The organism is Nonomuraea sp. JJY05 (assembly GCF_043496855.1).
Lineage (GTDB): Bacteria > Actinomycetota > Actinomycetes > Streptosporangiales > Streptosporangiaceae > Nonomuraea.
This window is the reverse complement of the sequence record NZ_JBIEIS010000082.1, coordinates 1-23,298: the sequence shown is the minus strand read 5'-3', so window position 1 is coordinate 23,298 and position 23,298 is coordinate 1. Positions and strand designations below refer to the sequence as shown.

Annotated in this window: 23 protein-coding genes, 1 pseudogene and 1 riboswitch; of the genes and pseudogenes, 15 read left to right on the top strand and 9 right to left on the bottom strand. The window is 68.7% G+C overall.

Going from position 1 to position 23,298, the window contains the following annotated elements; translation table 11 throughout:
* Positions 1 to 157: 157 nt before the first annotated feature.
* On the top strand, positions 158 to 1,474 hold the full coding sequence (locus tag ACFKCF_RS59515) for a KamA family radical SAM protein (RefSeq protein WP_394506110.1): 1,317 nt from the start codon (positions 158 to 160) through the stop codon (positions 1,472 to 1,474).
* A 462-nt stretch (positions 1,475 to 1,936) separates the two neighbouring features.
* The gene (locus tag ACFKCF_RS59510; RefSeq protein ID WP_394506108.1) at positions 1,937 to 2,941 is read left to right on the top strand and encodes a hypothetical protein; all 1,005 of its coding nucleotides are present in this window, start codon (positions 1,937 to 1,939) and stop codon (positions 2,939 to 2,941) included.
* Positions 2,942 to 3,745: 804 nt separating this feature from the next.
* Here the strand turns inward: ACFKCF_RS59510 and ACFKCF_RS59505 are convergent.
* The 3 genes from ACFKCF_RS59505 to ACFKCF_RS59495 all read right to left on the bottom strand — a co-directional run bounded on the left by ACFKCF_RS59505 (position 3,746) and on the right by ACFKCF_RS59495 (position 5,923).
* Positions 3,746 to 3,919: a hypothetical protein gene (locus ACFKCF_RS59505; protein WP_192788369.1), complete on the bottom strand. Its 174-nt coding sequence runs from the start codon at positions 3,917 to 3,919 to the stop codon at positions 3,746 to 3,748.
* Positions 3,920 to 4,128: 209 nt separating this feature from the next.
* Positions 4,129 to 4,995, bottom strand: a complete 867-nt coding sequence (locus ACFKCF_RS59500) for an ABC transporter ATP-binding protein (protein WP_394506106.1) — start codon at positions 4,993 to 4,995, stop codon at positions 4,129 to 4,131.
* A complete protein-coding gene (locus ACFKCF_RS59495) occupies positions 4,988 to 5,923 on the bottom strand; it encodes an ABC transporter permease (protein ID WP_394506104.1) in 936 nt (311 codons plus the stop codon). The genes ACFKCF_RS59500 and ACFKCF_RS59495 overlap by 8 nt, the downstream gene beginning before the upstream one ends.
* A 608-nt stretch (positions 5,924 to 6,531) precedes the next feature.
* Between ACFKCF_RS59495 and ACFKCF_RS59490 the strand changes: the two genes are divergently transcribed.
* From ACFKCF_RS59490 to ACFKCF_RS59470, 5 genes are all read left to right on the top strand, one after another.
* Positions 6,532 to 8,040 carry an ABC transporter substrate-binding protein gene (locus ACFKCF_RS59490; RefSeq protein WP_394506102.1) on the top strand — a complete coding sequence of 503 codons (1,509 nt, stop codon included), beginning with the start codon at positions 6,532 to 6,534 and terminating at the stop codon, positions 8,038 to 8,040.
* 110 nt (positions 8,041 to 8,150) lie between these two features.
* Positions 8,151 to 9,113: an ABC transporter permease gene (locus tag ACFKCF_RS59485; RefSeq protein WP_394506101.1), complete on the top strand. Its 963-nt coding sequence runs from the start codon at positions 8,151 to 8,153 to the stop codon at positions 9,111 to 9,113.
* On the top strand, positions 9,106 to 10,080 hold the full coding sequence (locus ACFKCF_RS59480; RefSeq protein WP_394506099.1) for an ABC transporter permease: 975 nt from the start codon (positions 9,106 to 9,108) through the stop codon (positions 10,078 to 10,080). Before ACFKCF_RS59485 ends, ACFKCF_RS59480 begins: the two co-directional genes overlap by 8 nt.
* 28 nt (positions 10,081 to 10,108) lie before the next feature.
* Complete coding sequence (locus ACFKCF_RS59475; RefSeq protein WP_394506098.1) at positions 10,109 to 11,128, top strand: ABC transporter ATP-binding protein; 1,020 nt, start codon at positions 10,109 to 10,111, stop codon at positions 11,126 to 11,128.
* On the top strand, positions 11,115 to 12,128 hold the full coding sequence (locus ACFKCF_RS59470) for an ABC transporter ATP-binding protein (protein ID WP_394506096.1): 1,014 nt from the start codon (positions 11,115 to 11,117) through the stop codon (positions 12,126 to 12,128). Before ACFKCF_RS59475 ends, ACFKCF_RS59470 begins: the two co-directional genes overlap by 14 nt.
* A gap of 52 nt (positions 12,129 to 12,180) precedes the next feature.
* On the opposite strand, the gene ACFKCF_RS59465 is transcribed toward ACFKCF_RS59470, so the two are convergent.
* The 5 genes from ACFKCF_RS59465 to ACFKCF_RS59445 form a co-directional block, all read right to left on the bottom strand.
* The gene (locus ACFKCF_RS59465) at positions 12,181 to 13,365 is read right to left on the bottom strand and encodes a lipid-transfer protein (RefSeq protein WP_394506094.1); all 1,185 of its coding nucleotides are present in this window, start codon (positions 13,363 to 13,365) and stop codon (positions 12,181 to 12,183) included.
* Positions 13,362 to 13,766: a Zn-ribbon domain-containing OB-fold protein gene (locus ACFKCF_RS59460; protein ID WP_394506092.1), complete on the bottom strand. Its 405-nt coding sequence runs from the start codon at positions 13,764 to 13,766 to the stop codon at positions 13,362 to 13,364. Before ACFKCF_RS59460 ends, ACFKCF_RS59465 begins: the two co-directional genes overlap by 4 nt.
* 264 nt (positions 13,767 to 14,030) lie before the next feature.
* Positions 14,031 to 15,155, bottom strand: coding sequence for a S8 family serine peptidase (locus tag ACFKCF_RS59455; RefSeq protein ID WP_394506090.1), 1,125 nt, complete (start codon positions 15,153 to 15,155; stop codon positions 14,031 to 14,033).
* A complete protein-coding gene (locus ACFKCF_RS59450; RefSeq protein ID WP_394506088.1) occupies positions 15,152 to 15,766 on the bottom strand; it encodes a hypothetical protein in 615 nt (204 codons plus the stop codon). The genes ACFKCF_RS59455 and ACFKCF_RS59450 overlap by 4 nt, the downstream gene beginning before the upstream one ends.
* A gap of 75 nt (positions 15,767 to 15,841) precedes the next feature.
* Complete coding sequence (locus tag ACFKCF_RS59445) at positions 15,842 to 16,648, bottom strand: S-adenosyl-l-methionine hydroxide adenosyltransferase family protein (RefSeq protein WP_394506087.1); 807 nt, start codon at positions 16,646 to 16,648, stop codon at positions 15,842 to 15,844.
* Positions 16,649 to 16,765: 117 nt separating this feature from the next.
* Between ACFKCF_RS59445 and ACFKCF_RS59440 the strand changes: the two genes are divergently transcribed.
* Genes ACFKCF_RS59440 through ACFKCF_RS59430 form a run of 3 tightly spaced genes read left to right on the top strand, consistent with a single transcriptional unit; the run spans position 16,766 to position 18,486 of the window.
* The gene (locus tag ACFKCF_RS59440) at positions 16,766 to 17,065 is read left to right on the top strand and encodes a DUF3263 domain-containing protein (protein WP_350742598.1); all 300 of its coding nucleotides are present in this window, start codon (positions 16,766 to 16,768) and stop codon (positions 17,063 to 17,065) included.
* A 39-nt stretch (positions 17,066 to 17,104) separates the two neighbouring features.
* Positions 17,105 to 17,875 carry a trehalose-phosphatase gene (gene otsB / locus ACFKCF_RS59435; protein WP_394506086.1) on the top strand — a complete coding sequence of 257 codons (771 nt, stop codon included), beginning with the start codon at positions 17,105 to 17,107 and terminating at the stop codon, positions 17,873 to 17,875.
* 35 nt (positions 17,876 to 17,910) lie between these two features.
* Positions 17,911 to 18,486 carry a hypothetical protein gene (locus ACFKCF_RS59430; protein ID WP_394506084.1) on the top strand — a complete coding sequence of 192 codons (576 nt, stop codon included), beginning with the start codon at positions 17,911 to 17,913 and terminating at the stop codon, positions 18,484 to 18,486.
* Between the two features lie 6 nt (positions 18,487 to 18,492).
* Here the strand turns inward: ACFKCF_RS59430 and ACFKCF_RS59425 are convergent, their stop codons facing one another.
* The gene (locus ACFKCF_RS59425; RefSeq protein WP_394506083.1) at positions 18,493 to 19,923 is read right to left on the bottom strand and encodes a trehalose-6-phosphate synthase; all 1,431 of its coding nucleotides are present in this window, start codon (positions 19,921 to 19,923) and stop codon (positions 18,493 to 18,495) included.
* Positions 19,924 to 19,954: 31 nt separating this feature from the next.
* Here ACFKCF_RS59425 and ACFKCF_RS59420 point away from each other — a divergent pair, with 31 nt between their 5' ends.
* The 5 genes and pseudogenes from ACFKCF_RS59420 to groEL form a co-directional block, all read left to right on the top strand.
* Positions 19,955 to 20,509 carry an RNA polymerase sigma factor gene (locus ACFKCF_RS59420; protein ID WP_319719563.1) on the top strand — a complete coding sequence of 185 codons (555 nt, stop codon included), beginning with the start codon at positions 19,955 to 19,957 and terminating at the stop codon, positions 20,507 to 20,509.
* A 79-nt stretch (positions 20,510 to 20,588) separates the two neighbouring features.
* Positions 20,589 to 20,730: riboswitch (SAM riboswitch) on the top strand.
* 13 nt (positions 20,731 to 20,743) lie between these two features.
* Positions 20,744 to 21,976 (top strand): threonine synthase, encoded by a 1,233-nt coding sequence (gene thrC / locus ACFKCF_RS59415; RefSeq protein WP_394506081.1) that lies wholly within the window; start codon positions 20,744 to 20,746, stop codon positions 21,974 to 21,976.
* Between the two features lie 24 nt (positions 21,977 to 22,000).
* Positions 22,001 to 22,276, top strand: coding sequence for a MoaD/ThiS family protein (locus ACFKCF_RS59410; RefSeq protein ID WP_185068974.1), 276 nt, complete (start codon positions 22,001 to 22,003; stop codon positions 22,274 to 22,276).
* A 245-nt stretch (positions 22,277 to 22,521) separates the two neighbouring features.
* Positions 22,522 to 22,722 (top strand): cold-shock protein, encoded by a 201-nt coding sequence (locus tag ACFKCF_RS59405; protein WP_173525743.1) that lies wholly within the window; start codon positions 22,522 to 22,524, stop codon positions 22,720 to 22,722.
* Positions 22,723 to 23,136: 414 nt separating this feature from the next.
* A pseudogene (groEL, locus tag ACFKCF_RS59400) lies at positions 23,137 to 23,298 on the top strand (chaperonin GroEL); the annotation flags it as partial.

The following is a 23,298-nucleotide window of genomic DNA, read 5'->3' as shown; positions in this document are numbered from 1 at the left end:
TCGCGATATGTCGCGAGTTCCCACAAACCTCAAGGAAAACTTGGAGTCCAGCGGAACCGCTGACGTGCCTGACAGCGTCCGGGTATTAAGAACCGTAGACGCGCGACAGGGTCGTGAGGTTTACATCCGATCGAACAAAAAAGATGGGAACGGCCTAGTGATCTTGAACCAAGCTGGCACGCGGCGCTTCAAGGCGTACACGTCCAAGCATCTTGACGAGCTCTTGAAGCGTGCGGGACTCGGCGACGAAGAGCGGCTGAAGGTCCGCGCCGTCGCCACGGTGCTGCCGTTCCGGACCAACGCCTACGTCGTCGATGAACTCATAGATTGGTCGGCCGCGCCCGACGACCCCATCTACCGGCTCGTCTTCCCGCAGGAGGACATGCTTCCCGCGACCGACGTCGCCCGGCTGGCGGACCTGCTCAAGGCGGAGGCGCCGAACGTCGAGATCCAGGCGGAGGCGAACCGGGTGCGCGCACAGCTCAACCCGCACCCCGCGGGCCAGAAGGAGCTCAACGTCCCGACGATGGGCGACGAACCGGTGCCTGGCATGCAGCACAAGTATTCAGAGACCGCGCTGATCTTTCCCAAGCAGGGGCAGACCTGTCACGCGTACTGCACCTACTGCTTCAGATGGGCGCAGTTCGTGGGGGACGCCGACCTGAAGTTCGCCTCCGACGACATCGACCAGATGGTGGCCTACATTCGCCAGCATCCCGAGGTCACCAGCGTCCTGATCACCGGCGGTGACGCGATGATCATGGGCGAGCCCGTCATCAGGCGATATATCGAGCCCTTGTTGGATCTCGAACAGCTCGAGTCCATCAGGATCGGCACCAAGGCGCTGGCCTACTGGCCGCAGCGCTTCACCACCGACCCCGATGCCGACGCCACGCTCGGGCTGTTCGAGGAGGTGGTGAACGCGGGCAAGAACCTCGCGTTCATGGCCCACTTCACGCACCCGCGCGAGCTGGAGTCGCCGCTGGTCGAGTCGGCCGTCAAGCGCATCCTCGGCAGCGGGGCCACGATCAGGACCCAGGCGCCGCTGATCCGGTCCATCAACGACGACCCCGCCGTGTGGTCGCACATGTGGCGGCGGCAGCTCCGGATGGGGATGATCCCGTATTACATGTTCGTCGAGCGTGACACCGGGCCGCAGGACTACTTCGCGGTGCCGCTGGCGCGCGCGTACGAGATCTTCAGGGACGCGTACTCGACCGTCTCCGGGCTCTGTCGCACGGTCCGCGGGCCGTCGATGTCGGCCACACCGGGCAAGGTGTGCGTCGACGGCGTCACCGAGATCGCTGGCGAGCAGGTGTTCATGCTCCACTTCATTCAGGCGCGCGACCCCTCGCTCGTGGGGCGGCCGTTCTTCGCGCGCTACGACCCGTCGGCGGTCTGGCTGACGGATCTGCGCCCGGCCTTCGCCGAACGTTTTCCGTTCGAGCCCGCCGGGGCGCTGCTGCCCGTCTGACCGGTCGCCCGCGTCCACGCGACCGAAAATCCGCGCCCGCGGCCCGTGACATTTGTTTTCGCGACCCTTTGTTCACGGGCCGCCGGCGACGCGCATTTCCCAGGATCCGCTCCAAGTTTTCGTGTACGCGATCCAAAGCTTCCCCGCGCGAGATCCGAACCGGCGCGCTCGTGAAGCCGAACCGAGCCCGCGCAATATCGGAAACTAGACCCGTCTATTTCCCGTTTTGTCTCCCCGCTCAACCCTCTCCCTTTACTCGGTAACCGGCCTGCAAACCCCTGCTACATGGGCTTTCATGCGCCTGCGGCCGATCACGGTGAGTGGTAGAACTGCTGGCGTAGCTCAGCCGTGACGGCACGCTTCGTGTGGTGCCCATAGCGCGCCCGCCACGGCATTCGGGGGTTATCGATTCGCATTTCCACCGCATTCGAGAGCGATCGATCACGAGCCGGGAAGGCAATCATGAATCGAGTAGTCAAGGCGGCGGTCGCCGTCACAGTATTCGGCCTGGCGGCGGCTTTGGCCGTGCCGGCACAAGCGGAAGTCGGGAACAACACCGTCAGGAACGACGGCGGCGGCACCAACAGCCCGCTCGGCGGCCTGCTGGGCGGCGGCCTGACCGACGGCCTGCTGGGCGGCCTGATCGGCGGCGGCCAGCTGAACGGGCTGCTGGGCGGCGGCCTTCAGTCCAAGTCCGCGGCACGGCCCAGCCGGCCCATGACGGACGTCGAGCGGGACATCGCAGCCGAGAACCGGCAGAGGTACTCCACCACGCCGAACGCGGCCGAGGACGTCACCAACTTCGGCGGTCCGCTGCCGGAGCTGTCGCCGATCGTCGGCGGGTTCTCGCTCGGCGGCGGGGGCCTGACCGAGTCCCTGCCCGTGCCCGTCCTGTCGGGGGCGGCACGCATGTCCCAGCCCGTCGCGACCTCGGTGAAGGCCGGCAAGCAGGACGGCGGCCAGGTCCTGAGCGAGGGAGCGACCCTGCGCGGCGCGTACGACGCGGCGACTGGCCTGTTCAACACGTCCTTCGGCGACGCGATGGACAAGCTGAACAACAACAGCGTGCTGCCGGGCACCGGATCCAGCGTCCTGGGCACCAGCGCGGCCACGGCCAAGACCATGAGCAGCACCAGCAAGGGCCTCGAGTCCCTGTCGGCCGAGTCGGCCGTGGCCGGCCTCGGCGAGGCGGCCAGGCGGGCCCTGCCGCACGCCGCGAGCGGCCGGCTGTCGCCGATGGTCGGCCAGGTGGCTCCGGTCGAGATGGCTCCGGTCATCGAGGCGCTGCCCAGCACCGCGCAGGCCGCCTCCGTGGACGAGCTCACTCCGCTCGTCGAGGACACCTCCGGCGTCGTGTCCGCCAACGGCACCAAGGCCACCGGCACCTACGGTGACGTGCTGACCGCGCTCGGATGGTCCACCGACTCGCTGACGAGCTCGGTGCGGGACTCCTGGATTCGCGACTAGACGCGACGGGAGGTGCCGTAGAGCGGCGGCTCGCCGAGGGCCGGGATGACGGTTCGCGGGCGTCCTAGGTGCCGACGCCCATGAACCGGCCGTACCGGCTGCGAGGCGGTCCCGTTCGGGCGCCCCAGCTGTTCCCTGAACGGCGTGTTCCCTTTCCCGGGCCGGGGCGGCTGCCGGCGCTCTGGCGCGGCAGACCCGGTGTCGTTGCCGCGACGTGGCACGTCGCGTGCCGTAGCGCTGGAACGGCGGTCCGCGTGCCGTCCGTTCCCGTCCGGCAGGCCCGGTGCTGTCACTCTGGTGCGGTAGGTCGGCGGGGGCTGACTGGGAACGCCGGCGCTCCGGCGCGGCAGGGGGCCGACTGGGGGCTTTCTCGCACCGACGCGGCAGGCCGGCGGGGCGCTCACAGGTGCCGAGCGCCGACGGTACTGGCGCGCGTGGGTGGCGAGACCCCGCGCAAGCGGGCAGGTCTCATGACGGGCCTGGGCGGACGCGCCCACGCCCTGGCTCGCGCAGCGCGCCGCCACTGCAGGGCAGCGGCGTCGCACGAGCCCGCCGCCGACCCCGACACATGGGGTCGGCGGCGTTTTCTTTGCGCTGTCTCCGGGGGTTTCGAAAACCCCCATCCTGTACGGCGGAGCACGGCCGGCACCACCCGCCGCACGTGGCCGGCGGCCTCCAGGGTGACGCCCGCTGACCCGCACGCGGCCGGCCGCCGTCACGGCGTGCCGTCAACCTTCCAGAGGGACGGCCGGGTGGTGCTCTTCGGAGTGGGTGATTGTCGTGATTACGGGCGGGTCGGTGGGCTCAGGGCAGGCGGACGCCGGTGCGCCGGGCTATCTGGGCCTGCAGCCTGGCCATCTGCCAGTGCAGCTCCAGCAGCTGCTCGGCGAGCTGTATCCGGGGAATCTCGGCCACATCCTCGGTGGCCAGGTGGTCGATCGCGGTCGAAAGCTCCACCATCGCGCGCTCCCACTCCATCAGCGTACCTCGGATCGAATTGACGTTCGAATCCTATCGGAACGGCAGGCACGATGTCAGTCTTTTGCCACTGCAGTCGCGCGCGTTTCGCACACAACAGCGAAAAGCGCAAGGATGTCGGTGTTTGTGGCCGTAACCCGGCAGGGCATCGGGCCGGAGCGGGGGGCGGCTCCGAGCCGTGGGCGGCGGCGATCGCGCCGTGAGAGAGGTCAGCCCTTGTTGTAGGCGGCGATGACTTCCTTGGGGTCGCCGTCCATCCTGATCTTGCCCTTGTGCAGCCAGATGACGCGGTTGCAGGTCTCCTCGATGACCTTGAGGTCGTGGGCCACGAGGAAGACGGTGCCCGCGGACTCGCGGATCTGGCGGATGCGCTCCTCGCTCTTCTTGCGGAACTCGCGGTCGCCCGTGGCCAGGGCCTCGTCGATGAGGAGGACGTCGTGGGTCTTGGCCGAGGAGATGGCGAAGCGCAGCCGCGCGCCCATGCCGGAGGAGTAGGTGGACATGGGGAGCTGGACGAACTCGTCGATGCCGGAGAAGTCGACGATCTCCTGGTACTTCTCGCGGACCTCGGCGGGCGTCATGCCCATGGCGTAACAGCCGAGCACGATGTTGCGCTCGCCGGTGAGCTCGCGCATGAGGGCCGCGTTGACGCCGAGCAGCGAGGGCTGGCCGTCGGTGTAGACGGCGCCCTTGTGCGGCGGGAGCAGGCCCGCGATGGCGCGCAGCAGCGTGGACTTGCCCGAGCCGTTGCGGCCCACGATGCCGATGGCGTCGCCGTGGTAGGCCACGAAGGTCACGCCCTTGACCGCGTGGACCTCTTTCATCTGCGGGCGGCCCTGGCGCTTGAGGATGCGCGTGAGGGCGTTGACCGCGTTGCCCTTCTCGGCGTCGGAGGCCGCGCCGTAGACGCGGTAGACGATGTGGAGATCGTCGACGATGACGGTCGGAGTGCCCGTGGGGACGTCGAGTGGCCGCTTGCCCTGGGGCTCCGGATCGGGATGCACTCTCACATCCTTGCCGGTGACGGCGGGCTTCTCGCCCTTCACCTGTGACAGCTCCTTGGTAAGTTCAGCCACGCCCGTACCTCTCCTCGGCCCGCCAGAAGTACCAGAAGCCGAAACCGAGTGCGAACACCGCCCAGAATACGCAAGACACCAGCACCATGGTCGGGGGGTGGTGGCCGAACTCCTTATTGTGCGTCGAGATGAGGATCTCGCGCATCCACTCGATGTAGGAAGCCGCCGGATTCATGTACATCACATTGGCCACCCACTGGGGTAGCCCGGCGGAACCGACGACCTTGTCCTGGATCGAGAAGAACACGCCGGAGGCGTAGAGCCAGGTGCGGGTGATGAACGGCAGCAGCTGGTTGAGATCCCGCATCGAGGCGCCGAGCCGGGCGACGATCAGGCCGGCGCCGATGTTGAACATCGTCTGGAGCAGCAGCACCACCGGGATCATGAGCCAGAACCAGTTGGGGAACTCGCCTGTGAGCGTCACGATGACGAGCAGGATGCCCATGGAGATGGCGAGCTGCTGGAGCTCCTGGATCGTGTAGGCCAGCGGCAGCGAGGCGCGGGGGAAGTGGAGCGCCCTGATGAGCGACAGGTTGCCCGAGATCGACTTGGCGCCCGCGGTGACCGTGCGCTGCGTGTAGGTGAAGACGAACATCCCGGTCAGCAGGAACGCCGTGTAGTTGGGGATGTTCTTGCTGCCGCCGAGGATGAGGCCGAACATCAGGAAGTAGATCCCGGCGTTGAGCAGGGGGGTCAGCACCTGCCACAGCTGGCCGAGGGCCGAGCTGGTGTACTTCGAGACGTTGCGCGAGGTCGCGTACGTCAGGATGAAGTGTCGCCGCTCCCACAGCTGGCGCATGTAGACAGGGAACCTCGGCCGCGCGATGGCACGGCGAAGTCCGTATCTCTTGGCGAGCTTGGCCAGCGGCTCCTGCCCGCTTCGGCCGCCCGCCTGGGCGTCCGCGACAGCGGATTCCGGCTGGCTCATGGCAAGGACTCTATTGGATCCCGGTCGGTGGGGTGCCTGCCGCGCGGGTTGGCGGCAGCGTCAGTTGGACGGAGCCCCGGGACACTCGGTTCCCAAGGTGCCGTCAAGACCTGCTCAACCGTAGCCCAGCGAGGCGCGGTGCGCTGGCAAGGGCGCGACCACTCTCATGTAGAGGGTAATTTTCATCGTCTGTTCACGTCCCGGCCGTACCGTTTACACGGGCTCTGTACGATTTGTTGCCCGTTGGGCTGAATGTCTGTGACGCTGGATTGGCACACGTGTGACCGAACTGCAACGCGCCAGAGACTCCCTGGTGGCAAGTAGTAAGGGATAGTCGCGATCGACTGGCAGGGCGTCGGCTGGTTTGACCATGTCAGCCAAACCCGGGGGGAAAACCAGGATCCCCCCGTCAGGCTGCTCACGATCACCGCAGCTCAGCGCTTACGCCCACCTGTAGAGGGAGGAATTCTTTCACCATGCGTGTTACTAAGGGCGCACAGATCGTCGCCGGTACCGCGCTGCTCGCCCTCGCGGTTGCCGCGTGTGGCGGCGGTGCCTCTGACAGTGGTGGCACTGCTGCCGGGGGCGGCGGGGAGACGCCGGTCCGCATGGAGATCGGTGAGCCCCAGGAGCTCCTGAATCCGCAGAACACGACGGAGACTGAAGGCGCCGAGGTCCTCGCCGCGGTGTTCTCGCCGCTGGTGGACTATGACGAGAACAAGCAGCCAGTCGAGGAGGCCGCCGAGTCGATCACGACGTCGGACAGCAAGGTCTGGACGATCAAGCTCAAGTCCGGCTACACGTGGCACGACGGCACGCCGGTTGTCGCCGCCGACTACGCTCGCGCGTGGAACTACGCGGCCCTGCAGGACAACGCCATGAGCTCGTCCTTCTTCTTCGGGCGCGTCGACGGCTACGCCGACGTCCACCCGGGCGAGGGCAAGACGCCGACGGCCAAGGAGATGAAGGGCCTCAAGGTCGTCGACGACTCCACGCTCGAGGTGACGCTCACGGCGCCGTTCTCGCAGTTCAAGACGATGCTGGGCTACACCGCGTTCTACCCGATGCCGAAGTCGGCCCTCGGCCCCGACGGCAAGGTGACGCAGGCCTACGGTGAGCAGCCGATCGGCCAGGGTCTGTTCAAGCTCGACAAGCCCTACAAGAAGGGCACCGACCAGACCATCGACCTGACGGTCTACGACAAGTTCACCGGCCCCAAGCCGAAGAACTGGAAGAAGCTCCAGTTCAAGGTCTACACGAGCTCCGAGACCGCGTTCAACGACCTGCAGGCCGAGAACCTGGACATCCACGACTCGCTGCCGCCGTCGACGATCGCCACCGCCAAGTCCGCGCTCGGCGACCGCTACCACGACGAGCCCGACGCCGCCGTGGGCTACATCGGCGTTCCGCTGCAGTACAACCCCGAGTTCAAGGACCCGCAGGTCCGTAAGGCCATCTCGCTGGCCATCGACCGGAAGACCATCACCGAGACGGTCTTCTCCGGCACCCGCGCCCCCGCCGACGACTTCATCAACCCGGCCATCCCCGGCTACCGCCAGGGCGCCTGCGACGCGTGCACGTACAACCCGGCCGAGGCCAAGAAGCTGTACGACGCCGCCAAGGGCCCCAAGACCATCGAGCTGGGCTACAACGCCGACGGTGGCCACAAGGAGTGGATCGAGGCGGTCGCCAACAACCTCCGCGCCAACCTGGGCATCGAGGTCACGCCGAAGCCGTTCGAGAAGTTCCAGGGCATCCTGGACGCCCTGGACGCCAAGGAGTACAAGGGCCTCTTCCGCATGGGCTGGTCGATCGACTACCCGTCGGCCGAGAACTACCTGACCCCGATCTTCGGCACCGGCTCCATCGGCACCGGCTCGAACTACGGTGGTTACTCCAACAAGGACTTCGACGCCCTGGTCGCCAAGGGTGACCAGGCCTCGGACGCCGCCGAGGGCCTGAAGTTCTACCAGCAGGCCGACGACATCCTCATCAAGGACCTCCCGTACATCCCGGTTTACTTCTACCGGAGCAACTTCGGGTACTCCTCGAAGGTGAAGAACGTCAAGCTCAACCTGCTCAACCAGGTTAACTGGGCCGACGTAGAGAAGGCCTGACGTTCGTTCGCGCGGTGGGCGGCTCTTGCCGTCCACCCGCCGGAGGGCTGAGCTTGGAGGCAGCTACTCGAGCCGGGTGAACCACGGGCTTCGAGGGCTGCCTCCAAGTCATGTACCGGAGGGCTTGTATGGGCCGTTATGTCATCAGGCGCTTGATCCAGGCGATCCCAGTCCTGCTTGGCGCCACGCTACTCATCTTCATGATCGTCTTTGCGCTGCCAGGCGACCCCATCGCGGCGCTGTTCGGCGACAAGCGCCCGGACCCGGCGGTTGCCGAGGTCCTGCGCGAGCAGTATCACCTCAACGATCCGCTGCTGCTGCAGTACTGGTACTACATCAGCGGCGTGCTCTTCCGCGGCGACTTCGGCGTCAACTTCGCCGACGTCCCCGTGTCCCAGGTCATGGCCGGCAAGTTCCAGGTCACCCTGAACCTCGCGGTGACCGCCCTCGTGATGGAGGCGCTCATCGGCGTCGGCCTGGGTCTGTGGGCGGCGCTGCGCCGCGGCCGGGCCACCGACACCGCCATCCTCGCCTCCACGCTGCTGCTCATCTCGGTGCCCACGCTGGTGACCGGTTTCGTGCTGCAGCTGATCCTGGGCGTGAAGCTCAAGCAGTGGACCGGGCTGGACATCTTCCCGGTGGCGGGCACGTTCGCGGGCTGGCGCAGCTATCTGCTGCCCGGCTTCGTGCTCGCGGGCACCTCGATCGCGTACCTGACCAGGCTGACCAGGACCAGCCTGGTGGAGACGCTCAGAGCGGACTACATCCGCACCGCCACCGCCAAGGGCCTGTCCAGACGGCGCGTCATCGGCAGGCACGGGTTGCGCAACGCGCTGATCCCGCTGGTCACCTATCTGGGCGCCGACCTCGGCAACCTGATGGGCGGCGCGGTCATCACGGAGACGATCTTCAATCTCCAGGGGATTGGAAATCAGCTGTTCCAGTCGGTCTACTTGCGAGAGCAACCGGTTGTGGTGGGGATCATCACCGTCCTGGTGCTGATCTACATCCTGGCCAACCTGGTCGTCGACTTGTTGTACGCCGTGCTCGACCCGAGGATCCGTTATGAGTAACCCCATCCCGCCGGTCGGGCCCGGGCTCCCGGAGACGCAGACACTGGTCACGGACACGGTTACCGACCCGGCGCCCGCGCAACAGGGCAAGAAGGGCAAGGAAGGCAGGCCAGCGAGCCTGTGGAGCGACGCCTGGTACGACCTCAGGCGCCGGCCGATGTTCATCATCTCAGTGATCATCATCCTGATCCTGCTCGTCATGTCGTTCTGGCCGTCGCTGTTCAGCTCGATCGACCCCTACAACGCCAGGACCTGTGACCTGTCCACGGCCAGGCAGCCGCCCAGCGCCGGCCACCTGTTCGGCAAGGACAGCCTGGGGTGCGACGTCTTCGCCAGGACGATCTACGGCGCCCGCAACTCCATCGTGATCGGCGTGTTCACCACGGTCATCACCGCGCTGATCGGCGGGCTGCTCGGCCTGGTGGCCGGCTTCCGCAGCGGCCTGGTCGACACGGTGTCGTCGCGGCTCACCGAGATCTTCTTCGCCATCCCCCCGATCCTGGGCGCGCTGCTCATCGCCGCCACCTTCCGCGGCCGGGCCAACAGCATCATGCTGGTCATCCTCGCGCTGGCGGTGCTCGGCTGGCCGATGACGTTCCGCATCATGCGGGCGGCCGTGATCACCGCGAAGAACCAGGACTTCGTGGTCGCGGCCAGGGCGCTGGGAGCCGGAGCGGGGCGGATCATGTTCCGCCACCTGCTGCCCAACTCGCTGGCGCCGGTCATCGTCGTGGCCACGATCAACCTGGGCGGCTTCATCGCCGCCGAGGCCGCGCTCTCGTTCCTGGGCGTGGGCGTGCAGTCGCCGGACATCTCGTGGGGACTGATGATCGCCGACGCGCGGAACAGGTTCCTGGAGGCGCCGCTGCCGCTGGTCTTCCCGGCCGTGTTCCTCAGCATCACGGTGCTCGCGTTCATCATGATGGGCGACGCCGTACGCGACGCGCTCGACCCGAAGCTCAGGTAGAAGGGGGGATCAAGTGAAGAAGACGTCAATGGATGTGTTGCCCGCCGAGGGAGGGCTGGGCGACCAACCGCTGCTCGCGGTCGACAACCTGCACGTGGAGTTCCGTACGCGTGCCGGAGTCGTACGCGCGGTCAACGGCGTGAGCTACACGGTCAGCCCCGGTGAGACGCTCGCGGTGCTGGGCGAGTCGGGTTCGGGCAAGTCCGTGACCGCGCAGGCGATCATGGGCATTCTCGACATGCCGCCGGCGATCATCCCCAAGGGGGAGATCCGCTTCAAGGGCACCGACCTGCTCAGGCTGTCGGAGGAGGCGCGCACGCAGGTGCGCGGCCAGCGCATTGCGATGATCTTCCAGGACGCGCTCTCCGCGCTCAACCCGGTGTTCACCGTGGGCTGGCAGATCAGCGAGATGTTCCGGGTGCACCGCGGCATGTCCAAGCGCGACGCCATGAAGAAGGCCGTCGAGCTGATGGACCGGGTCCGGATCCCGGCCGCCAGGCAGCGCGTGAACGACTATCCGCACCAGTTCTCCGGGGGCATGCGGCAGCGCATCATGATCGCGATGTCGATCGCGCTGGACCCTGAGGTGCTGATCGCGGACGAGCCGACCACGGCGCTCGACGTGACCGTCCAGGCCCAGATCATGGAGCTGCTGGCCGAGCTGCAGCGCGAGAGCCAGATGGGCCTGATCCTGATCACACACGACCTCGGCGTCGTGGCCGACGTGGCCGACAAGATCGCCGTCATGTACGCGGGGCGCATCGTGGAGAACGCCCCCGTGCACGACATCTACAAGGGCCCCGCGCACCCGTACACGAAGGGCCTGCTGGAGTCGATCCCCCGGGTCGACCTCAAGGGCCAGGACCTGTACGCGATCAAGGGCCTGCCGCCCAACCTGCTCGACCTGCCGACCGGCTGCGCGTTCCACCCCCGGTGCCCGTACCGGCAGGACGACTGCGTGACCGACGTCCCCCCGCTCCACGAGATCAGCGGCACCCGAGGCAGCGCGTGCCACTACTGGAGGGAGGTCCTCGATGACGAACGGTGAGCGCATCCTCGAGGTACGCGATCTGGTCAAGCACTTCCCGCTGACCCAGGGCATCCTCTTCAAGCGGCAGATCGGCGCGATCAAGGCCGTCGACGGCGTGTCGTTCGACCTGCACAAGGGCGAGACGCTGGGCATCGTGGGCGAGTCGGGCTGTGGCAAGTCCACCCTCGCCAAGGTGCTGATGGCGCTGGAGCGGCCCACCTCGGGCTCGGTGCTGATCAACGGCCGTGACATCGGCAAGGCCAGGGGCGGCGAGCTCAAGCGGATGCGCCGCAACATCCAGATGGTGATGCAGGATCCGTACACCTCGCTGAACCCCCGGATGACCGTCGGCGACATCATCGGCGAGCCGTACGAGATCCACAGCGAGGTGGCGCCGCGCGGCGACCGCCGCACGAAGGTGCAGGAGCTGCTGGAGGTCGTCGGGCTCAACCCCGACCACATCAACCGCTACCCGCACCAGTTCTCCGGAGGACAGCGGCAGCGCATCGGCATCGCCCGAGGGCTGGCGCTCCAGCCGGAGATCATCGTCTGCGACGAGCCGGTGTCGGCCCTGGACGTGTCCATCCAGGCGCAGGTGATCAACCTGCTCGAGCGGCTGCAGAACGAGTTCGACCTGGCGTACATCTTCATCGCCCACGACCTGTCGGTGGTGCGGCACATCTCCGACCGGGTGGGCGTGATGTACCTGGGCAAGTTCGTGGAGCTCGGGAAGGACACCGAGATCTACGACAAGCCCGCGCATCCGTACACGCAGGCGCTGCTCTCGGCGGTGCCGGTGCCCGACCCGGAGGGCCGGGAGCAGCGGGAGCGGATCATCCTGCAGGGCGACCCGCCCTCACCGGCGAACCCGCCGTCGGGATGCCGGTTCCGTACGCGGTGCTGGAAGGCGCAGGAGATCTGCGCCGAGGAGGAGCCGCTGCTGCAGATCCGGCCGGGGACCGGGCACGAGAGTGCCTGCCACTTCGCGGAGACGCACGACGTGGTGCACGTGGGCTGACCCGCCTTCGAAGACCCTCCGAGGGAGCTCCCCTCGGAGGGTCTTCGCGTTTCTACGTGGTGACGATCAGGGCGGAACCGTGGCCGAAGAGGCCCTGGTTGGCGGCCAGGCCGACGCGGGCGGCGGGCACCTGGCGGTCGCCGGCCTCCCCGCGCAGCTGGACGGTCAGCTCGCAGAGCTGGGCGATCGCCTGGGCGGGGATCGCCTCGCCGAAGGAGGCCAGGCCGCCCGAGGGGTTGACCGGGATCCGGCCGCCGAGCCCCGTCTCCCCGTCGTGCAGCAGCTTGGCCGCCTCCCCGGGCGGGCACAGGCCGATGTCCTCCATCCAGTCGAGTTCCAGGGCCGTCGAGAGGTCGTACACCTCCGCCAGTGACACGTCCTCGGGTCCCACCCCTGCCTCCTCGTACGCCGCGTGCGCGATCGCGGCTCTGAAGGGCCTCTCAGGGGCCGGTACGGCGGCGCAGGAGTCGGTGGCGAAGTTCGGCAGTTCCAGGACCGTGCTGGGGAAGGTCGGGGTGACGGTGGAGACCGCGGCCAGGCGCACCGGAGCCCGCAGGCCCCGGCGGCGGGCGTAGGACTCCGAGGCCAGGACCACCGCCGCGCCTCCGTCAGAGGTGGCGCAGATGTCCATGAGGCGCAGCGGGTCGGCGACCAGAGGCGAGGCCAGCACCTCGTCGGCGGTTACGGGCTTGCGGTAGCGGGCCATGGGGTTGAGGGAGCCGGCCCGCGAGTTCTTGACCTTGACGGCGGCGAAGTCGGCCGGGGTCGAGCCGTGCACGGCCATGCGCCTGCGGGCGTACAGGGCGAAGTAGGCGGGGTTGGTGGCGCCCAGCAGGCGGAAGCGGAGCCAGTCCGGGTCGTCGGGGCGGTCGCCGCCGACCGGTTTGAAGAAGCCCTTCGGGGTGGAGTCAGCGCCGACCACCAGAGCCACGTCGCACAGGCCCGCGAGGATGCGCGTGCGGGCGATGTCCACGGCCTGGGCGCCGGAGGCGCAGGCCGCGTAGCAGGAGGCGATCCGGGCGCCCGACCAGCCCAGCGCCTGCGCGTAGGAGGCGCCCGCGACGAAGCCCGGGTAGCCGTTCCTGATCGTGTCCGCCCCGACCACGTACTCCACGTCGGTCCACGCCACCCCGGCGTCCCGCAGGGCGGCGCGGGCGGCCGCGACGCCGTACTCCAGGAAGGGCCTGCCCCACTTGCCCCACGGATGCATCCCGACGCCCAGCACCACGACGCTCATGAGACCCGCTCCCACATCCACACCAGCGGCCCGTCGGACAGCGGACCGGCGGTGAGCTCCAGCTCCATGCCCACCTCCAGCTCGTTCACCGTGAGGCCCTTGACCTGCCCGAGCACCACAATCCCCACCTCGGCGAGCTCGACGGCGGCCAGCGTCACCGGCACGTACGGGTCCGCGGCGACGTAGGGGGCGGGGGGTGGATAGCAGGCGTTCGTGTACGACCACACCCTGCCGCGGCGGGGGAGGCGGACGGTCTCCATCGAGGTGCCGTCGCAGCGCGGGTTGGGGCAGAGGCCGGTGCGGGGCGGGAAGGTGACGGTGCCGCAGGTCGCGCACCTGGTGCCCAGGAGGAAGACGCCGTCCTCGTCGATGGCGAACCAGCCCTCGATCGCTAACGTCATGCCGCCAGTATCGCACAAGCGCTTGCTAGGTTGGCGGATTCGAGCGGGGTGGGTGCGCGGGTGACCCGCCGACGTCGCTTCCGTCCTTCTGAGAAGGGACATCGGTCGGGGGAGGGAGGGCCGCTCGAGAGGGAGCGGGACGGCTGGGGAGGGCGGGGCCGGTTGGGAGGGAGAGGGGCGGCTGGGGAGGGGGAGGGCCGGTTGGGAGGGGCTGGGATGTGGGGCGGCACGGTTCGCGGGGCTCGGGGAGGGGGCCGGGGTGGGTCAGGGGCGGCGTTTGCGGTGGCGGAGGAGGATGCGGGCCGACATCGCCGCCGCCAGCATCACCATGCCCGCCACCACCGGCCCCCGGGAGGCGGGCGGGGGGCCGTCGCCGAAGTACGGGCCGGGGCGGAGGAGGCCGGAGCCGGGCGGGTCCAGGCGGGCGGCCTCCCGCAGGGCGAGCAGGGCGTTGGCCACCCCGTGCCCGTAGGCGGGGCTGTGGCCGTCCGCCGGCTGCAGCCGGGTGCCGAGCTCGATGGCCGTCCGCACGTGGTAGGGCGACATGTCGGGATAAGCGGATTTGATCAGGGCCGCGATACCCGCCACCATGGCCGCCGCCGAGCTGGTGCCGTCGCTCACCACGTACGAGTCGCGCGCGTCGGCCGTGACGATCTCCGTGCCCGGCGCGACCACCGAGAGGTAGTCCTGCCGGTTGGAGAAGGCGGCCACCCTGAGCTCCCGGTCCACCGCCCCCACGGCGATCACCCCGGGGTAGGCGGCGGGGAAGTTCTTCCTGTTGGCCGTGCCGCCGTCGTTGCCCGACGAGGCCACCAGCACGGCGCCCCGCGCGATGGCGTACTGGATGGCCTCCTCCTCGGAGGGCGAGCCCTCCCACGCGCCGCTGCCGCCGCCCAGCGACATGCTGATCACGCCGGCCCCGTGGTCGACCGCGTACCGGATGCCCTTGGCCAGCGCGTCGCGCCCGCCGGCGCGCTGCTGCTCGCGCAGGGGGTCGCCGTTCTCCAGCGTGACCCGGATGGACAGCACCTTGGCCGCCGGCGCCACCCCGATCACGCCGCCCTTGTGCTCGTCGCCGTGCCCGCGCCCGGCGATCAGGCTGGCCATGGCGGTCCCGTGCCGCCCCCAGAGGCCCTTGGCGGTCCCGGTCAGGTCGGGGCCCTGGATCACGGCGTCCTCCAGGTCGGGGTGGCGGCCGTTCACGCCGGTGTCGAGCACGGCGACGATCACGCCCTCGCCCCTGCTCGACCGCCACGCCTCGGGCAGCCGCATCGCGGCGAGCTGCCACTGCCCCGCCCGGGCGGCCTCGCCCACGTCGTCGGTGGCGCTCGCCGGGACGGTCCCCACCACCAGCGCGGTGACCAGGAAGGCGACGGCGAGCCTGCTCATCGGGTGAGCGTCCGGTGCAACTCGGTGGCGAGCTGCCGCGCCGCGGCGCGCAGCCGGGGGGCGAGCCGGTCACCCGGCTGGTACGGCCGGCCGTCGGCGTATCCGGCGGCCGTCGCCACCGCGTAGCGCTCGTCGGACCTGAGCACCACTCCGGTGAAGTACTGCCGCTCGCCGAAGCGCTCGGCCGGCCCCCGGGGAAAGGCCACCGGCCGCACGGTCGCGGGCCGTCCCACGCGGTAGTAGTCGCGTCCGGGCGTGTCGAACACGGCGATGCCCACGGTGGCGACGAACGTCTGCGTGCTGTCGGCGTACGTGGCGCGCAGGGCCACGCGGCAGCCGCGCCGGACGGCGGCGGGCTGGAACGCCGCCCGGCAGGGCGCCTCGGGGGCGACCCCGGCCAGCACGTACGTGACCCGCGCCCCCGACGGGCTGACCCCGGGCACGGTGGCGGGGAAGATCTGCGAGACGGGCCACGCGTGCCAGCGCTCTGACACGGGCGGCTCCGGCGCGGGCCAGATCGCGGACATTATGGAGAGCAGCACGATGGACAGCTGGTACACGTCGACCTCTGGAGGGGAGGGGAGGGACGCCCGCGCGTTGCATTCTGACACGTGACCGCTGACTCATTCCGACGCTTCGGTAAACAGACCGATACGCGGAGTAATTCCGATCTGTGTGTCTTTGTCCTATGAAGTGGGGGAAAGCCGGACATGCGCGCCAGGTGGGAGCCCCAGCCGCTGCGCTGCGTCACCGGAGTTGACCGCGATCGCGACCAGCCCCGCAGAGTCCGCGAACGCCACCAGCTCACCCGGCGGCACCGCCGCGAACGTCTCCCGGTAGGGCAGCGAGAGCTGCCGCCGGCCCAGCCATACCCCCAGCGTGTCGCCCACCCGCACGCCCAGCGCGTGCAGGTCGCCGGCCGCGATCGAGAGCTGGGTGTTGCCGTAGCGGTCGACCGAGACGACCTCGCCCTCCACCGAGCCGTCGCGCAGCAGCGAGGTCGGCGCCGGCAGCGTCACCAGCCGGCCGATCGGCACCTCGGGCCCCAGGTCCGACGGGCTCAGCCCGCCGTACAGCCGCCCGGCGACCGGCGAGAAGACGTCGCGCCCGTGGAAGGTGGGGGAGACCGGCCGCAGGAAGTGCTCCTCGTTGCTGATCGCGTAGGCGGCCTCGGCACCGCCGCTGGCGTGCACGGCCCACGACAGCAGCCCGTTGTCGGGTCCGATGAACACCCGCCCGCCCGCCTCGACGGCCACCGCGCGCCGGGCGCCGCCCGCGCTGGGATCGACCGCGCCGATATGGATGCCCACGGGAAGGTAGGGGATGGTCTGGGCGAGAATCGCCGCGCCGCGCCGTACGTCACCCGAGGGGATCAGGTGGCACACGTCGATCACCCGCGCCTCGGGGGCGATTCCGGCGATCACTCCGTGACACGCCGCCACATAGCCGTCTTCGAGTCCATAGTCGGTGAGGAGCGTGATTACTGAGGTCACATTTCGTGACTGTACGTCTCTCAATACGTCGTGAACAGCCGCACTTCGCACATTACGATTGGCCACGGGCCGCGTGCTTGCGGAGTCGTCGCACGCACCTTTCCCGAGGAGGACACCATGGGAGCACCGCTCAGCGGTGACAATGCTGCCCAGGAGACGTCCGGCCAACCCCTCTCAGAACGCGATCTCGAGCTCCTCGCCTTCGAACGCCAATGGTGGCGCTACGCGGGCGCGAAGGAGCAGGCCATCAAGGAGAGCTTCGGGTTCTCCGCCACTCGCTACTACCAGTTGCTCGGTGAGTTGATCGACCGGCCGGAGGCGCTGGAGCACGATCCCATGCTGGTCAAGAGGCTGCGCAGGTTACGGTCCACCCGTCAGCGGGACCGCGCCGCCAGGAGACTCGGCATGCGTCCCTGACCGGCTGGGTACGGCAGCCGCGTGAGGAACATCCCTGGAATGAAAGCGATCTTGAACGACCCGGCAGGCGCCGTGATCGGGCTCGACTTCGACGGGACCCTGTCGCCGATCGTGCCCGATCCCGCCAAGGCCGTGATCCATCCGAAGGCGCCGGAGGTGCTGGCCGAGCTGGGCGCCCACGTCCTGGCGGTGGCCATCGTGACCGGCCGGCCGCCGGCCACCGCGCTGGAGCTCGGGCGGGGCCTGGCCGACGTGCCCCGGCTGGTCGTGCTCGGGCACTACGGCTTCGAGCGCTGGGAGGCCGGGCAGATCTCCGGGCCCCCTCCGCCGCCGGGCGTGCTACGGGCCGAGGCCGAGCTGCCGTTGCTGCTCGAGTCGCTGGGCCTGCAAGAGGTCACCATCGAGGACAAGGGCCGGGCGGTGGCCGTGCACACCAGGCGCAGCCCCGACCCGGAGGGCGCGCTCGCCAGGCTGCGCGAGCCCCTGGCCGAGCTGGCCGGCAAGCACGGCCTGGTGGTCGAGCCGGGGCGCTTGGTGCTGGAGCTGCGGCCGCCGGGCATGGACAAGGGGCAGGCGCTCAGCCTGTTCCTGGCGGAGCGGGCCGCCAGGTCCGTCATGTTCGTGGGCGACGATCTCGGCGACCTGGCCGCGTTCGAGGCCGTGGGCGTCTCGGGGCTGCCCGGCGTGACCGTGTGCAGCGGCTCCGCCGAGGTCACTGAGCTGGCCGAGCGGGCCGACCTCGTGGTGGACGGGCCCGACGGCGTCGTCGCGCTGCTGGAGGAGCTTGTGGCGGCTTTCAGCCGTTCATGATTGAGCTGCAAGTCGTGCTCTCTAGGGTCGGGCGCATGCACAAGCGATACCTCGCCGCCGCGGCCGTGGCCGTGGCCACCCTCCTCGCGGCCTCCCTGCCCGCGCACGCCGCGCCCGCCCAGGCGGTCAAGTTGCGCAAGGGCCTGACCCTCTACATCCCGATCAAGTGGCAGGTCCACCGCATCGGCGACGAGGTCCAGATCGTGACCGGCAAGTGCGGCAAGCCCGTGGGCTGGGGGACGCCCGAGTGCGACGCCTTCTACGTCCTCGGCCCCTCGTCCATCAAGCGCGGCGCCGAGGGGTTCGGCCCGTACACCGGCAAGAGGCCCTTCTACACGGCGAGCGACGTGCAGCCGTGCCCGTTCAACAAGAAGTGGGGCGAGGCCATCGGCCCGAAGGTCACCAGGGGCCTGCGCCAGGTCGGCGCGGGGCACAAGGCCGCGTACAACGCGTGGAAGTCGGAGTGCGTCAAGTATTCGGGCTCGACCACGAAGGTGCTGCTCCGCTTCACGCAGCGCGAGTGGTACCTGCCGAAGAGCAAGATCCTCATCGTGGACCAGTGGAACACGCCGGGGCTGGCCGACGCGCTCGAGAACGCCGACTGGACCTGACCGCGTTCAGATCTCGGCCAGCGCGTCGAGCTGGGCCGCGAGCCACTTCTGCGGCGGCAGGGCGGTGGCCGCGGCGTGCAGCTTGTCGCGCCGCATGCGGCGCTCGTCCTCCGGCATGACGAGCGCCGCGTGCAGCGCGGCGGCCGTGCCGCTGATGTCGTACGGGTTGACCACGAGCGCGTGCGGGCCCAGCTCGGCCGCCGCCCCCGCCTCGCGCGAGAGCACGAGCGCGCATCGCGTGGACAGGATCGGGCCCTCCTTGGCGACCAGGTTCATCCCGTCGCGGATGGGGTTGACCAGCAGCACGTCGGCCATCCGGTACGCGGCCAGCGAACGCGGGTAGTCGTCGTTGACGTTGAGGATCAGCGGGTCCCAGTCCTCGGTGCCGTACTCGTCCTCGATCTCCTGCGCGCAGCGCAGCACCGACGCGGTGTATTCGCGGTATTCGGGCAGGTCGTGCCTGCTCGGGTAGGCGAACGCCAGGTGCACCACCTTGCCGTGCCACTCCGGGTGCGCGGCGAGGAACTCGCGGTAGGCCACCAGGCCGCGCACGATGTTCTTCGACAGCTCGGTGCGGTCGATGCGGACGATCAGCCGCCGGTCGCCCACCTGCTCCCTGAGCGCGGTCATGTGCGACTCGACGTCGGGCTCGACGGCGCGCTCCCACAGCGCGTCGCCGTCCACGCCCAGGCTGTGCACGCCGATGCGGGTGGTCCTGCCCTCGTGGGTGACGCTGCGGCCCACGCGGTCGACCTCCGCGCCCAGCAGCGCCTCGCAGCAGTCCATGAACGCCTGCGCCCACCTGTCGGCCAGGAACCCGGCGTGATCGGCGCCCAGGATGCCCTCCAGGACCTCTCCGACCACCTCGTCGGGCAGCAGCGAGAAGTATTCGGGGGGCGCCCACGGGGTGTGGCTGAAGTGGGCGATGCGCAGGTCCGGCCGCTCGGCGCGGAGCATCGCCGGGGTCAGCGTCAGATGGTAGTCCTGCACCATGACGCGGGCGCCGTGGCCGGCCTCCTCGGCCAGCGCCAGCGCGAACGCCCCGTTGTAGTCGCGGTAGGACTCCCACTCGCGCTCGAACCTCGTGCCGAAGTTCGGCGAGTTGGGGATGTCGTAGAGCAGGTGGTTGACGAACCACAGCGTGGAGTTGGCCACGGCGTTGTAGGCGCGGTGGAAGGTGGCGGGCGGGATGTCGAGCATGCGCAGCGGGCCCGTGTCGTAGCCGGCGTGGTCGATCCGGCCGCCGGGCACCAGGCGCACGGCGCTGCGGTCGCCGTCGGACAGCGCCGCGCACACCCACAGCACGCCGTCCTTCTTGGCCACCTCGGACAGCGCCGAGACCAGACCGCCGCCACCGCGTTTCATGGTCAGCTCACCGTCGTCCGAGACGGTAAAGGAAACGGGCCCTCTGTTGGAGGCCACCAGGACGCTGTTCATCTACGCTCCCTTCGCCCATAGGATCCCAGCTATGGCGCTAGATGAGCTAACCGAGGAACTCGCCCGCTCGGCCGCAGGAGGAGATCATCGCGCACTTGGCGAGCTCCTGGCGCGGATCGAGCCCGATGTGATGCGGCACTGCGCCCGGATCCTCCCCTATCACCAGGACGCCGAGGAAGCCTCCCAGGACACCTTGCTGGCCGTGGCGCGCAACATCGGCCGGTTCGAGGGCCGGGCGCGCTTCAGCACCTGGCTGCACATCGTGACGGCCAACTGCGCCCGCACCACGTACAGGTCGCTCAAACGCCGGGCGGCCGAGCAGACCTCCGACGAGCTGCCCACGCAGAAGCCCGACGTGGCGCGGGTGAGCGTGATCGCCGGGTCGAGGCTCGACCTGCTCGACGCCATGGAGGCGCTGGAGGCCGACAAGCCCGACCTGGCGCAGGCGCTGGTGCTGCGCGACATCGTCCAGCTCGACTACAACGAGGTGGCCGAACAGCTCGGCATCCCCCTGGGCACCGCCAAGTCACGCATTCACCAGGCCCGCAAATACGTGCAGGGAGTGCTGGGTGATGATTATCGCTGAGACGCCACGTCTCGCATCTTGAGACGGGTGGCCATTTCGGCCCCATCGGCGGGTAGAGTCCTTTTCAACAACTGCATATTGCTCATCCAGAGGGGTGGAGGGACCGGCCCTGCGAAGCCCCGGCAACCCTCCCGGCTTGAGACTCGCGACCTGGCGAGGCCGACCGGGACAAGGTGCCAATTCCGGTCTGCGGTCAAGGTGGCCGCGGGCGAAGATGAGGGAAGGCCTCGCTTCATGTCGCTCGACTTTGGTCCTGCCGTCGGTCTGTCCTGCCGTGAGTGCGGCACCCGTTACCCGCTCGGTCCGAGCTTCGCGTGCCTGGAGTGTTTCGGGCCGCTCGAAGCGGCCTATTCCTTCGGTACGGTGACCCGCGCCGACATCGAGTCGGGTCCCGCCAACATCTGGCGTTACCGGTCGCTGCTCCCGGTGCCGGTTGACGTAGCCAGTAAGCCCAATATGAACCCGGGTTGGACCAAACTGGCCAAGGCCGGAAACCTCGGACGCGCACTCGGTCTCAAGAACCTGTACGTGAAGGACGACTCGGGCAACCCCACCCATTCCTTCAAGGACCGGGTCGTCGCCATCGCCGTCGAGGCGGCGCGTAACTTCGGCTTCCACACCCTTTCCTGCTCCTCCACGGGCAACCTCGCGGGCGCCGTCACCGCGGCGGCGGCGCGCGCCGGGCTCGAGGCGTGCGTGTTCATCCCGGCCAACCTCGAAGCGGCCAAGATCGCCATGGCCCGCGTGTTCGGCGGCAAGCTGATCGGGATCGACGGCACCTATGACGAGGTCAACCGGTTCTGCTCCGAGCTGATCGGCGACCCGCTGGGTGACAAGTGGGGGTTCGTCAACGTCAACCTGCGGCCTTACTACGCCGAGGGCTCCAAGACGCTCGCGTACGAGATCGCCGAGCAGCTCGGGTGGCGGTTGCCCGAGCAGATCGTCATCCCCATCGCCTCCGGCTCGCAGCTCACCAAGATCGACAAGGGCTTCCGCGAGCTGGTGCAGCTGGGGCTGGTCGAGGACACGCCGTACAAGATCTTCGGGGCGCAGGCGGCCGGGTGCTCGCCGGTCTCCACCGCGTACAAGGCGGGGCACGACGTCGTGCAGCCGGTCAAGCCCGACACCATCGCCAAGTCGCTGGCCATCGGCAACCCGGCCGACGGGCCGTACGTGCTCGACATCGCCCGGCGCACCGGCGGGGCCGTCGAGGACGTCACGGACGCCGAGATCGTGGCCGCGATCAAGCTCCTGGCCTCGACGGAGGGCGTCTTCGCCGAGACCGCGGGCGGGGTGACCGTGGGCGTGCTGAAGAAGCTCGCCGAGAGCGGGCGGCTCGACCCCGAGGCCGAGACCGTGGTGCTCAACACCGGCGACGGACTCAAGACGCTCGACGCGATCAGCGACGACGCCCAGCCCACGGCCGTGATCCGGCCCTCCCTCGACGCGTTCCGCGCGGCTGTCTGACAACCAGGAAAGGCGAGTTAAACCATGAGCGTTTCGGTGCGGATTCCCACCATTCTGCGCACCTACACCGGTGGCAACGCCGAAGTCAGTGGCGAGGGCGCGACTCTTCGTGACGTCCTCGCCAAGCTCGACTCCGACTACCCGGGGATCGGCGCGAGAATTCTGGATGAATCGGGCAAGATTCGTCGTTTTGTCAACGTTTACGTTGGGGAAGAGGACGTCCGTTTCGCCGACGGGCTCGACACTCCGGCACCTGAGGGCACTCAGATCTCAATCATCCCGGCGGTCGCCGGCGGCTGAGTGCCATAGATCACACTTGTGGAAGGCGCCCCTAGTGGGCGCCTTCTCCTTTTCCAGGCCAAATGAAACGTTGAACCACCTTCGTTGCGAAGAAATGCGTCGTTTGCAGATTGACTCTGTTGCCAAACCCCGTGCCACAGGTATGGTCGAGGGCGATCGTCTGGCTGATTTTCCCTTAAGTCCGGCGATTACGGGTCTCGCGGAGGAATGGGCGAGATCTGAAAGCCCAGTAAGAGGAGTCGGAAGTGGCGCAGGGCACCGTCAAGTGGTTCAACGCGGACAAGGGCTACGGCTTCATCGCGGTAGACGGTGGTAAGGATGTATTCGTCCATTACTCAGCGATCATGATGGACGGGTACCGATCTCTCGAACAGGGGCAGCGCGTCGAGTTCGAGATCACGCAGGGCCAGAAGGGACCTCAAGCGGAGGCCGTCCGCGCCGTCTGAGATACACCCCCTGGTATGCACCGGTGGGGATCGCCCGGCAGCGCAGTCCGTGCGAACCCGCCACCTTTCTTTCGTCGACCCGGTCACGGCGAGTCGCGCGAGGCGGCTCGCCGTGGGCATGGATCCCGCCACCTGCGGTGGCCTGGACGCGGCTCGTCGCAGGTGCGGGGTCCTGCCGCCGGTGGCGAACGGTCTCGCCGCACGCGCTGATATGGGGAGGAAAGCCCCGGTAGGAGGCTTCTCGCTTGCACTCGGCAGGGTAGAGTGCTAAACAGTTCGTTGGCACTCTGTGCAGCAGAGTGCCAACACTCGGATCGGGACGATGGGGTCTGCCGAAGGAGATGCTGACCCATGCCGTCGCGGGCGTCGGCTCGGTCCACGACAAGCCACCCTGCATCTGGGAGGTCTAGCCTTATGGCAGCCAAGATGATCGCGTTTGACGAGGACGCCCGGCGCGGTCTCGAGCGCGGTATGAACCAGCTCGCCGACGCCGTCAAGGTGACCTTGGGTCCCAAGGGCCGCAACGTCGTGCTGGAGAAGAAGTGGGGCGCCCCCACGATCACCAACGACGGTGTC